This is a genomic window from Planomicrobium sp. MB-3u-38 (assembly GCF_002836425.1).
GTDB lineage: Bacteria > Bacillota > Bacilli > Bacillales_A > Planococcaceae > Planococcus > Planococcus okeanokoites.
On the sequence record NZ_PJBO01000079.1, the window covers coordinates 19585 to 30845 of the forward strand.

The following is an 11261-nucleotide window of genomic DNA, read 5'->3' on the forward strand; positions in this document are numbered from 1 at the left end:
TCGGCCGATGCAGTACATGCCGTATAAGAGCGGCTGGCCAAATTGAAGATGTTTTTAAGCAAAAGAGTAACCACCTACAATCCTGGCAGGGAGAAGGCGGTTACTTTTTTTTGTTTATGGCAATTGCGATGATTGCGACTCCAGCCGTTAAAGCTGAAGCGAGGAATATGCCAAAAAGGAGTGCCAACCGCGCTCCTTATTATTCCTTTTACTCAATCCGGACTAAATAAATTATTTACCCTATTTTTGTGACTGGTTCAGCAGTTGATCCAGGCGGTGGAGATGGAATGTATAGTCAAAAAGAGCGGATGCTACAATCATTAATCGAATGTTTTTCTCCTGGTTTTCTTTAGACAGGGAAAGCACTGAATCATAAAATTCGTTTCTTCGGTTTAACATATCTGCGTCTGAATGCTGAAATTCTTTGATCTTGCCTTGATATTTCAAAAATAGATACTCGTGATATTTAATCAATTCTTCCAGGTACTGATCAAATAACTGATTGACGCTTTTTTCAGACTTACTCTGAAAGTAGTGGTCATCAATTTTTTCGAGAAGCTGATTCCCTTCTTCTAATGTCTTCAGCATCTGCCTGAAAACAATCATTTCCCTGTCATTCAATTGCTTTGTTCGTGATTTTCCGAACTTGATTCTTTCCTCATCAAACAATTTGAATTGCTCCACTAAGTTTTCAAGTTCTTTCTTAAAGTTACGGGAAAGATCCTGATAGGAACCTTCTGTCAGCTCATTTGAAATTGCAGTCCTTAATAATAATGACATTTGCTGAAAAGCTGAGTGGATGTTAGTTGAAAAGCTCTTTTTATATTTCGGTGGAAAAACAACGAGATTAACTAATATAGCAGAAATCGTTCCTATTAAAATAACCGAAAATCTTTCCAGGGCAAAGTACAAATCCTCACCTGCACCGGAAGTCATGATCGCAGCTACCGTTACAAGAGTTAGCGGAATTGTGCTATCCATTTTTAATTTCAAGCTTAATGAAATCATGATCATGATAACTAAACCGATGGTGATAGGATTTTCGCCTAAAAAATAGATGAAAAACAACGAGATGGATGCACCCAGCGTATTTGTGATCAATTGATCAGGCAAGTGCTTCCAAGTCCGGTATAGCGATGGCTGTACAGCTAAAATAGCTGCAACAGCTGCAAACGCAATGTTGTCCAATCCGAAAAATCCACATATGTATATGGCAATTATAACTGCTACTCCAGTTTTAAAAATGCGAGGACCAAAAGTGATATCCATTTCTCCCTTCAGATAATAAAGAACTGGAGAAATGCATTTCCAGTCTCCAGGATCGTTTACTCTCACCAGATTTCATTAGATAAATATTATCCAGTGAATATAATGATGTCTAATTAAACTTTAAATTGCGATAGACATTATGTCAAAAGTGAATCGGTTTTATTCGAATCCTCCCTCTGTCACACGCACTTTCATTTCTTTAAATTAAATGCATGGTGAATCCATTATCATTTGAATGTAAAAAGGGACAGCCCCTGAAAGTCATTTTCACGACCTTTTGGGACAGCCCCTATCTATAACTCTGCCGTTTAATTTCTCAAAATAATATAAACGACATAAACGATATAAATGACGGCTAAAACCGAACCTTCGATCCTTGAAATCTTGTACTTGGTTCTCGCAAGGATCATCACAAGGACTGTCACACCGATCATCAGCCATACATCCGAAAATATCTTCGAATCGACAGTTAAAGGACTGATGGCTGCTGAGGTTCCTAAGATGAAGAAAATGTTGAAGATATTACTGCCGATGATATTCCCCAGAGCAATGTCCACCTGCTTCTTCAAAGCTGCGGTTACAGATGTGACGAGTTCAGGAAGTGAAGTACCTACGGCAACTATCGTCAAACCGACCAAGGTCTCGCTCATACCGAGTGCAAGAGCGATCTCGATACTGTTGTCGACGACGAGGGTGCCGCCGAACACGATGCCGGCAAGTCCGCCGATTGTTAAGAGCGAGTTTTTCAACTTGGATATGTTCGCCGAGTCAACGGGATTTTCTTCTGTGTTCAGGCGATCTTTCCTTGCCACTTCGAAGATATAGTAAAGGAAAACCGCGAAGAATAGCAGCAGCATAATGCCTTCTGTTCTTGTGATGAGATTGCTGTCCAACGCCTGAAGTTGAATGTCGCTGATGAGCAGCAGCAAGGCAACGGAGCCCAGTAAGGCGAAGGGAATTTCTTTCCGGATCGTCTCACTCTGGACCAGCAGAGGGAAAACGAGGGCTGTCACCCCTAAGATGAAAGTGATGTTGAAGATGTTACTGCCGACGACGTTTCCGATCGCCACATCACTGTTTCCTTCGAACGCTGCGATAAAGCTGACGGACGCTTCCGGCGCGCTTGTCCCGAATGCGACAATCGTCAAGCCGATCAATAAAGGCGAGACTCTCAAGCTTTGCGCTATTTTTGAAGCACCTTCCACAAAGTAATCAGCTCCCTTAACTAAAAGAGCAAATCCTACCAATAATAAAAGATAAGTCAATTGTTGCTCACTTCCTTCCTATACTAAAGACGTTCAATCGACTTTACTATCTTCTATGCCAATACCCTTTAAGCTATTGTGAAAACCATGAAGAGCGGCCCAATAAAATGAGGAAAGGAAAAAACACCTCCCGCGTCGTATATGTATATACAACGTGGGAGGTTGAGAAATGTTAACTTTATGGTATCTTTCATTATTTGTTTCCATTGTTTTTTTATTGGCGGGTCTTTTAAAAAGGTCCTGGATATTCTTATTAATCAGTACGATTACGTTCATACCGATAGCCTATTATTTTTCCGGCGCAAATAATGCCTGGAAATATGTCGGTTTAACTCCAGTGTTGCTTCTTGCTCTGACAGCAGCAGTTTGGCTCAAAAGCAAGAAGGAGATAAAGACTGCAAAATTCTGAAATGGTTTGCTTCCTGGCCAGTAAAAGTATATTCTCACATCCTCAGTTTTTCTACTGCGGATGTGTTTTATTTCATCTGATTTCCAAATCCCGCCACACCCACCTCATAAATAAAAGCAGCAGCACCAGACTGACAACCAGCGCAATAAGATTGGGGACGGTTTTCGTATACAACTCGTCTATGCTCGTCACCATCAGCCATTCCGGAAAAGACGGGTTGACGGCGTATTGGAAAACGGAAAGGCTGTTGTTGAAGATATGGAGCAGAATGGGGACGAGCAGCGTGCCGGTTTTGAGATACAGCAGCGACGCCACCAAAGCGAACATGAAGGCACCCAATATGTTGATATGAAAGATGCTGAATATAAGACTGGTCAACCCGACACCTTTCCATAAGCCGAGTGAGACGATCAGCCGGTGCATAATCACGCCGCGGAACACGAACTCTTCCGCGATCGGTGCAAGAATCGCGATGATGAAACCGCTCGCGGCCACGTACCACCAATCATCAGGGAGCGACTGCTGTGTGAGCGTGTATTCGACCCAGATGGGGGAAATGGATGCGAGTCCCCGCAGCATCAGCCAATAGATGCTGATGGAGAATGCCATGAGCAGGACAGTGAGTCCGGCTGTGGGCAGAAGCCAGCGCGCGGTACCCGTAAAAAATAGGATTTGGCGCAGTTTGATGCCGTTCTTTTGGAAATAGTAGCTGCAGATCCAAAAAGGCAGGACGGTATAAAAAACCAGCAGCATGACTACATTATGAAGAAGCAGGTTTCCAGTGGCTTGCAGCAGCAGGGAAATCGACACGATGGCCACGACAATCATCAAGCCGATTACAAACCGTGACCTCTTTTCTTCGAACATCCGCATCGCCGCCTTTCAACGGATTTAGCTGATAATAGCAATTTGATTTAATAATAACATGCTGATTAAAATGTATTCTGAGTATTCGAATAACTTATAGCATTTATTTTTTGAAAGGCGTATACTGATTACGAAAATAATTGTATCGAATGCATTATGTATTAGCGAAAACAATAAAAAGGGAGGGACGCGCATCATAAAACAGACATATCGTGAGGTTTTATTGTCGGCAGGCACAACTGGCATTGAAAATGAAAGCATTTTTTGATGACTTAACTGGAGAAGAGGAAAAGTACCGTGCTTTATAATGTTGTATTGTTTCTCCATATCGTAGGTGCAGTTACCATGTTTATGGCAATAGCGATTCTTGCTTTATCGATGCTTTCCATGCTGCATTCCAAGGACACTGAAAACGTCAAACGGTGGTCGGGCCTTGCGGTGAGGACGGATGGATTGTTTCCGATGAGTTCGCTGTTGATATTAGTGCCCGGCTTATATCTCTCTATTTCCACTTGGGGCTGGGGCGCGGCGTGGATCAACGTGTCACTCGCAGCGCTTCTGGGAGCCAGCTTTTTGGGTCCTGTCATCAATCTTCGCCGTCTGAAAGGAATCTTAGCCGCTGCAGAAGCGGAAACGGATGTGGTGCCTTCAGCTGCCTTGATGAATAAAGTGAGGGATCGGGTTCTGTGGAATTCCGTTTTTGTCATGGCTATGCTGGCTGTCGGCATCCTTTTCCTGATGGCGGTCAAGCTTGCCCTGCCAGGTTCACTGATCACAATGGCCATTGCCGTAGTAGCAGGCTTCAGCCTGGCGCATTTTCTGCTTGGAAAACACAGACCGGAAGCTTCAGCGGATACGGTATCGTTCAGATGAAGAATTAAAGATCTGACTCTGTGCCAATTTCCATTTTTATTTACAATTGCATCAGGAGAAAGCCGTATCCAGTAACGCCGAATGTTATTGGATACGGCTTTATTATTTTGGTTTGTGGACTGCAAAGGGACCATTTTGAGGAAGCAAAGAGAGGGGCGATCTTTTGGATACAGTCGGAATTGGAATGTAAGGGCTGCTCATTATTCTCGGAGCCAAAGCGCGGAATATGACTGATTCGGTGAGGCGGGATGCGTTCAATTATTGCATTAATGCAGGAAATTCAAAAAGAAAATAGGAGAGATTAAAATGACAGGCGTGATTGCTGAAAAATCGCATCTATATTATGCACGAATTACAGAGCTTAGCTTGCTGGTAATGGCTATCATCGCTCTATTCGTGAATTTTTTTGTGTTTGAAAGCTTGATTGTACCCGGAAATGCAGCAGCAACTGTGGAAAATCTTCTTGCTAATGACCTGTTATTCCGATTTGGCATTGCAGGTTTCATTATCGTGCTTCTTCTGGATGTGGTCGTATCCTGGTCGCTTTACATTCTATTAAGACAAGTGAATAAAAATCTTGCCTTGCTGGCAGCGTTATTCAGACTGGCCTACACGGCCATTTTTGCAGCAGCCTTGTTCAATTTTATCAGTGTTTTGCAATTGATAAGAGGAGAAATGTATTCGGCGGCGCTGGAAACAAGCCAATTGCAAGTTCAGGTTATGCTGATGGTGGATGCCTTTAATAATGGGTGGTTGGTTGGACTCATTTTTATCGGCTTTCATTTACTCCTCATCGGTTATTTGGTTTTCAAGTCAAAATTCATGCCAAGAATCATTGGGATTGTGGTGATGCTTGCAGGGCTGGGTTACCTGATTGATAACTTTGCACAAGTTCTGCTTTCCAACTACGCTGATTACGAGATTATATTTCTGCTGATCGTAGCTGTGCCGGGAGTAATAGGAGAATTAGCGTTGGCTTTATGGCTGTTGTTCAAAGGCAAGGAAATACCGGAAATCATCCCGTTAAAACCAAGCTTGGAAGGGGGAGTTTCTTAATGAAGGCCAGTGTCCATAAAACTTACGGACCGCCAGAAGTTATGGAACTCCGGGAAGTAAAGAAGCCGGTTCCCAAAGATGATGAAGTATTGATAAAAGTGCATGCAACTACCGCAACTTCCGGAGACTGCAAAGTGCGGAGCGCTAAACCCTTTGCTGCCAGGTTATTCTTTGGCTTAAAAAAACCGAGAATCGGAATATTGGGATCCGAACTGTCAGGCGAAGTGGAAGAGGCAGGCAAAGACGTCACATTATTTAAAAAAGGTGATCTGGTACTTTGCGGAACAGGAATAGAACTGGGAGCGAATGCCGAATATATCTGCCTGAAAGAAGGAGCGGCAATCGTTATCAAGCCGCTGAACATGACTTTCGAAGAAGCCGCTTCTGTTCCTTTCGGGGCCACGACTTCCTTATTCTTTCTACGGGATAAAGGGCATATCCGGAAAGGGCAAAAAGTGCTTATCTATGGTGCCTCCGGTGCACTCGGCACTTATGCGGTGCAGCTTGCCAAATCCTTTGGCACAGAAGTTGCAGCAGTCTGCAGCACAAAAAATGTGGAGCTTGTGAAGTCCCTGGGGGCTGATCACGTGTTTGATTACACCAAAGAGGATTTCACCAAATCCGGAGAGACCTACGATATCATTTTCGATACGGTAGGAAAGACGTCGTTTTCAAAATGTAAAAGCTCTCTCAAGGAAAATGGGATCTATCTGAATCCAGTGACAGAAAAGAATAAGGGCTGATTCTGCTGTCAGCCCTTATTCCTCATTATTTATTGACTGTTAAATTTTCGATTTCTTTAAGCATCTCATAAGCCCCTTCAGACTTATTGGAGCAAACAACGATGGTAAGGTCTTGGTCCGGATAATGGACAGAACGATAATTCACGCCTGGGTCATAGCCCATTTGAATATATTTCACGACATCCTGTCCGTTCGATTCCATATATCCGCCATAGCCATAATAGATATCTTCTGTCACATTTTCTTGAGGAGACAGCAATAGGCGAGTCATTTCTGCTGACAGCAGCTTCCCATTCCTTAATGCTTCCCAAAAGATCCCCATATCACTTGCAGTGACATAGGCGCCGCCATCAGGACCACCTTTTGCCGGCAGCGAATAAATATTTGATTTCCACGTGCCATCAGGTTTTTTTATATACCCGGTTGCAGCGTTCGCGGGTATTTCATCTATTGAAAAGTATCCTGAATCAATCATCCCCGCTGTCTTGAATATATTTTTTTCAATATAGTCCGTGAAGTTCATGCCACTGATGTGCTCTATAACCAGGCCTAGGATAATATACCCCGTATTGTTGTATTCAAAAGGACTGCCGGCTTTTTCCTGCATTTTTTCATATTGAAACATTGGCAAAAAGTCCTTTGCATTGCGAACCCGGTACATCGGCAGGGATTCCCAAAGCTCTTCATAATCATCCATTTCATCTTCGTCGAAATAATCTGGAATACCCGATGTATGTGTCAATATATGACGGATGGTGATTTCTTCATCAAAATGAGGGAAATCGATATCCAGACTGTCGATGATTTTTGTGTCAAATGTAATTTTTCCTTCTTCCACCAATTTGCAAATCGCAATAGATGTGAAAATCTTGCTCCCGGATGCAATTGAAAATCGGGTATACGGCTGATTTATAATTCTATCTGGATAGTTTGCATAGCCAAAGCTCTCTGACATGATTGCCTTGCCACTCTTACTTGCGTAAATGCTCCCCGAAAAATGTATTTCCTGCTGTTTTATTGCTACGCTATTCCAATTCAATTGTGTATTCATATTTAATTCCTCCTGAATGTGTTTTTGCAAAGATTTAAATGCCTCTTTCAAAACACATTCAGTTAGCTTCTTCACATTTGATAACGAATCATGCGGCACTCCTCCTTCCATTTTTAGGATAGCACTTAGAGCGAATATTTTCAAAAATACAATAATTTTGTATATATTTTTTGGAGAAAATAGAATCACAACAAAGTTTTAAATCCGACGACCTCGTAGGCAAGTGTGGAAAATCAGGTATCTGCTTAATAATAAGACTGTCGGTACTCCTATCAGAGAGGGGTACAGGCAGCTGTTCTTTCTATTAAAATAACTCCCGCGCCAGCAGACGATAGACATCCAACCGTTTTTCCTGCGAATGCGGAATGCTGCAGATCATGGCTTCTTCGAATCCGTATTCCTGCTGTTCCCGCTGCAATTGGTCTGCGACGTCTTTGGCGGAACCGACCAGATGGATCTTGCGGCTTGCCTGGATTTGCATGCGGTCCATTTCGGTGAGCGCCGAATTTTGCGCTTGCTCGGGTGTCAGGAGTGGCATGATGCGGCCTTTCATTAACATCAGGCGCGCAATGTCCTGTGGCAATGCTTCGTATTCGGCTTCTTCGGCTGTTTCAGCCGTTGTGACCAGATACGATACCGAAATTTCGGGTTTTTCCATGAAGGCGGAAGGCGTGAAATTACTTCGATACGCGTCCAGGATTTCGTTCGACATGCTGCCCTGGAAAAACTGGGCAAACGAATAGCCGACACCCATTCGACCCGCTTCGAGTGCGCTGTTGCCGCTTGAGCCGAGTAGCCAGGCTTCAGGCAATTGGATGTTTGTCGGAACGGCGAGGGTTTTATTGTACATATTATCTTGAGGTGTTTCGTCGTTGATCAGCTTCAACGCTGTGTCGAATTTCCCGTACATGTCGTCCGTCATCGGTCGGCGTCCCTGAGACAAGGGTAGATGGAACTGTGGTCGCCGCCAGGTGCGCGTCCCACGCCGAAATCGATGCGGCCCGGCGCCAGCGCGCTCAATGTTTTAAAGACCTCCGCCAGCTTCAAAGGCGAATAATGCATCATCATCACGCCGCCGGTGCCGATTCGGATATTCTCCGTTTTGGCGGCTAGGTAAGCGGCAGTGACTTCAGGCGCTGAGCTGGAAAATGCGCCGGAGCCGTGATGCTCCGCCATCCACATCCGGCTGTAGCCTAAATTGTCGGCGAGAACCGCGAGTTCCACCGCTTTTTGTATCGCCTCTTCCGCCGTGTTGCCTGACGTAACGGGCGCTTGGTCCAATACACTTAGTTTCATCTATATAACTTCCTTTCTTTACCTGCAACTTTGCATATAGAGGAGTATAGCAGGCGATCCAGGGGAAATCATTTTTTCTGTCTCAGGTTTTATTGCGATGGAAATAAAATCTAAACTTGTGAATCTTTATGTGCTGAACTTCCGTATAATAAAATCGACGGAGACGATTGCGCGTGTAAGAATCGGTTTCTCTCCGACTATCCGCGAAAGGCCTGATTTAATGTTTACCATCACATTTGTAATTTTCCTCTTTTTTATCCCGATCGCTTGGTTTATCTGGACCAGCGTGAGCATTAAAACTGGCAAAATCGATAAACCGAAGTGGAAAGTGCCTTTGGCCATCTTATTGGCATTGCTTCTTGGCAGTATCGCCGTGAATTATTATCTTTCCGATACTTACCAGCTTGCCTTTTTCCAGAATGGGTTTGAAAGTACGGTTGCGCTGATCATCGCCGGGGCGCTGCTGGTGATGATGCTGATCGTCAACATCATCGTCAGCTTCTTCTTCAAAGGTGCGCCGAAATCGGTCCATAATCCGAAAGCGGTATGGATTGTTGGCGGCGTTTTGTGCACGACGATGCTGTTTTTCACGATGTGGGTCTATCCGTTCGCCGAAAAAGTTTCCTATATCCAAAAAGTCGAAAAGGCGCTGGATACGGCGGAACAGCGGCAGGAAGGTGAGGAAATCACGGTCGTGTTCATGAGTTCCGAGAAGAACTGCGTGCGGACCAACACTTCGAATTGCCGATCCGTTTCGTATAAAAACACCTTTTTCCTCAAAAATAATTTAGATGTCCAAAAAGAGGTACAGGTGCAGATCCGTGCGCTGGACGTTGAAGAGAAAGAACTGGAAGTCGTCGAATCGGACATCATGACGCTCGAGGCAGGCGAATTGAAGCTGCTCGAGACGGAGGAATCCTCTGACGAGTCGAGCATCTGGAGCCGCCATTCCTTTGAAACCGACGTCCGCACCCATTCCTACGAATCGATTTACAGGTATCGCGATGCTGAATAATTAAAACGGCCGTGCCGGAGACATTTCTGTTTCCTGCAGGGCCGTTTCTTTATTCCATTATTTCTCCGCTTCCCGCGCAGCCTTGACACTATTCGGGTCGAAGAATTTATCGACCAGGTCGTAGATGGTGATGAGTTCGTAGAGTATCTTGAATTCCGGCGGGAACAGGGTCGGGTGCAGCGCGTCGCTGGTCGAGATGCCTTTACTGTCTTCCCAGAAGAAATCGGTGATGATCTTTAATTGTGCCTGATGGGTTTCGCGGTCGTAGGCATTGGAATTCTGCAGGTCGTCCGCGAGTTCAGAAACAGCTTGCATGATGATGTTGCGCTCGGCTTGCGACCACTTGATGCTTTGAAACGGGATGCGAAGCAGGGCATCGAGATGGAATTCCAAATTATGCAGAAAGAGCAATTGCCGTTCCGCCATGCGCAACTCCGTTTCCCGGTCACGGACGCGGGGATACAGGCTGAAATCGTCGCGATGGTAATGGATTAATTTCTCCGTCTTCCTGATCTCCGTCGTCAAGCGTTTCACGAGTTCCTGATCTTCCTGCAGGTTCGCGTCGCCGTCAAAAAGGATCGTGTGGAAAGTGTGCTCGAGCATCGTGCCGGCGCGTTCGCTGATGCTTTGGATGCTTTTCAGGATATCCGCCCGGTAATTCGGCGGGAAAACGAGCATGTTGACGGCGGTGGACACGAGCAGGCCGACCGTCGTGGTCCCCAGTCGAATAAAGAAGGAGACCAGCACATGATCATGGATCACTTCGATCATGGCGACGGACGTCAATGTAGCAACAAGCAGGCCGGCGTGCAGCTTGAGCCGGTAACAGACCAGAATCGTGGCGACCGCCGCGAGTGTATAGGTAATCGGGGCGTTGCCGAAAAGTGTGATGAAGAGCACGGCGAATGCGGAACCGATGGCAGAGGCAGGGAACCGCACGAGTCCTTTTTTTATCGAATCGCTGACGGTCGGCTCAACCGTCACGATGGCCGTGATGACCGCGAAGACAGGCGGCCAGCCGAACCAGAGGCAGATCGTCGCTGTCAGAAAGATGGCTATACCGGTTTTCAGAATCCGGCTGCCGTTGAAATGAAAGGATCGCATAATGAGGGAACCATCCTTTTCTTATATGTAGTATTTTCACTGTATTCCAGTATATCATCCATTTCTGCTTGCGCTGCAATGTAATTTTTGTTGGGGGAAGTGGGTGAAGGGGGAATTGGCAGCTGGTGGGGAGCGGAAATTGGCTGCTGCCGGCTTGCTGCGGATAAATCGCGTTTAGGCGCGGATAAAACGTCTCTAGCCGCGGATAAATGCCTGCTAGGCGCGGATAAACGTCGCCCAGGCGCGGATAAACTGGAAATCAAGCAGATGAACCTTGAAAAATCTCGTTTTCCATACCAAAATCCGCCTCTTT

10 protein-coding genes and 1 pseudogene are annotated in these 11261 nt (G+C 45.3%); 5 read left to right on the forward strand and 6 right to left on the reverse strand.

The window, feature by feature from the left end:
• Nucleotides 1-240: 240 nt before the first annotated feature.
• The gene (locus CXF70_RS16665; RefSeq protein ID WP_233208670.1) at nucleotides 241-1269 is read right to left on the reverse strand and encodes an FUSC family protein; all 1029 of its coding nucleotides are present in this window, start codon (nucleotides 1267-1269) and stop codon (nucleotides 241-243) included.
• 308 nt (nucleotides 1270-1577) lie between these two features.
• Nucleotides 1578-2534 (reverse strand): calcium/sodium antiporter, encoded by a 957-nt coding sequence (locus tag CXF70_RS16670; protein ID WP_101803592.1) that lies wholly within the window; start codon nucleotides 2532-2534, stop codon nucleotides 1578-1580.
• Nucleotides 2535-2703: 169 nt separating this feature from the next.
• Here CXF70_RS16670 and CXF70_RS16675 point away from each other — a divergent pair, with 169 nt between their 5' ends.
• The gene (locus tag CXF70_RS16675) at nucleotides 2704-2943 is read left to right on the forward strand and encodes a hypothetical protein (protein WP_101803593.1); all 240 of its coding nucleotides are present in this window, start codon (nucleotides 2704-2706) and stop codon (nucleotides 2941-2943) included.
• A gap of 72 nt (nucleotides 2944-3015) precedes the next feature.
• Here the strand turns inward: CXF70_RS16675 and CXF70_RS16680 are convergent, their stop codons facing one another.
• Nucleotides 3016-3810, reverse strand: a complete 795-nt coding sequence (locus CXF70_RS16680; protein ID WP_158241212.1) for a CPBP family intramembrane glutamic endopeptidase — start codon at nucleotides 3808-3810, stop codon at nucleotides 3016-3018.
• Between the two features lie 297 nt (nucleotides 3811-4107).
• On the opposite strand from CXF70_RS16680, the gene CXF70_RS16685 reads away from it, so the two are divergent.
• From CXF70_RS16685 to CXF70_RS16695, 3 genes are all read left to right on the forward strand, one after another.
• Nucleotides 4108-4683, forward strand: a complete 576-nt coding sequence (locus CXF70_RS16685) for a DUF2269 family protein (RefSeq protein WP_101803595.1) — start codon at nucleotides 4108-4110, stop codon at nucleotides 4681-4683.
• A 306-nt stretch (nucleotides 4684-4989) separates the two neighbouring features.
• The gene (locus tag CXF70_RS16690) at nucleotides 4990-5739 is read left to right on the forward strand and encodes a DUF4386 domain-containing protein (RefSeq protein WP_101803596.1); all 750 of its coding nucleotides are present in this window, start codon (nucleotides 4990-4992) and stop codon (nucleotides 5737-5739) included.
• Entirely contained in the window at nucleotides 5739-6482 is a 744-nt protein-coding gene (locus CXF70_RS16695) for an NAD(P)-dependent alcohol dehydrogenase (protein ID WP_101803597.1), read from the forward strand. The genes CXF70_RS16690 and CXF70_RS16695 overlap by 1 nt, the downstream gene beginning before the upstream one ends.
• Nucleotides 6483-6507: 25 nt before the next feature.
• Here CXF70_RS16695 and CXF70_RS16700 read toward each other — a convergent pair whose 3' ends face one another.
• On the reverse strand, nucleotides 6508-7722 hold the full coding sequence (locus tag CXF70_RS16700; protein ID WP_369916956.1) for a serine hydrolase domain-containing protein: 1215 nt from the start codon (nucleotides 7720-7722) through the stop codon (nucleotides 6508-6510).
• A 115-nt stretch (nucleotides 7723-7837) separates the two neighbouring features.
• Nucleotides 7838-8829 (reverse strand): annotated as a pseudogene (locus CXF70_RS16705) (MsnO8 family LLM class oxidoreductase).
• A gap of 97 nt (nucleotides 8830-8926) precedes the next feature.
• Between CXF70_RS16705 and CXF70_RS16710 the strand changes: the two are divergent.
• Nucleotides 8927-9844 (forward strand): hypothetical protein, encoded by a 918-nt coding sequence (locus CXF70_RS16710; RefSeq protein WP_101803599.1) that lies wholly within the window; start codon nucleotides 8927-8929, stop codon nucleotides 9842-9844.
• A 57-nt stretch (nucleotides 9845-9901) separates the two neighbouring features.
• On the opposite strand, the gene CXF70_RS16715 is transcribed toward CXF70_RS16710, so the two are convergent.
• A complete protein-coding gene (locus CXF70_RS16715) occupies nucleotides 9902-10948 on the reverse strand; it encodes an aromatic acid exporter family protein (RefSeq protein WP_101803600.1) in 1047 nt (348 codons plus the stop codon).
• Between the last annotated feature and the right edge of the window lie 313 nt (nucleotides 10949-11261).

What these genes read in the sequence shown, in the direction of transcription:
- CXF70_RS16710 (WP_101803599.1), top strand. Translation starts at nt 8,927, where the DNA reads ATGGAAATAAAATCTAAACTTGTGAATCTTTATGTGCTGAACTTCCGT.
- CXF70_RS16715 (WP_101803600.1), bottom strand. Translation starts at nt 10,948, where the DNA reads ATGCGATCCTTTCATTTCAACGGCAGCCGGATTCTGAAAACCGGTATA.
- CXF70_RS16675 (WP_101803593.1), top strand. Translation starts at nt 2,704, where the DNA reads ATGTTAACTTTATGGTATCTTTCATTATTTGTTTCCATTGTTTTTTTA.
- CXF70_RS16690 (WP_101803596.1), top strand. Translation starts at nt 4,990, where the DNA reads ATGACAGGCGTGATTGCTGAAAAATCGCATCTATATTATGCACGAATT.
- CXF70_RS16680 (WP_158241212.1), bottom strand. Translation starts at nt 3,810, where the DNA reads ATGTTCGAAGAAAAGAGGTCACGGTTTGTAATCGGCTTGATGATTGTC.
- CXF70_RS16665 (WP_233208670.1), bottom strand. Translation starts at nt 1,269, where the DNA reads ATGGATATCACTTTTGGTCCTCGCATTTTTAAAACTGGAGTAGCAGTT.
- CXF70_RS16695 (WP_101803597.1), top strand. Translation starts at nt 5,739, where the DNA reads ATGAAGGCCAGTGTCCATAAAACTTACGGACCGCCAGAAGTTATGGAA.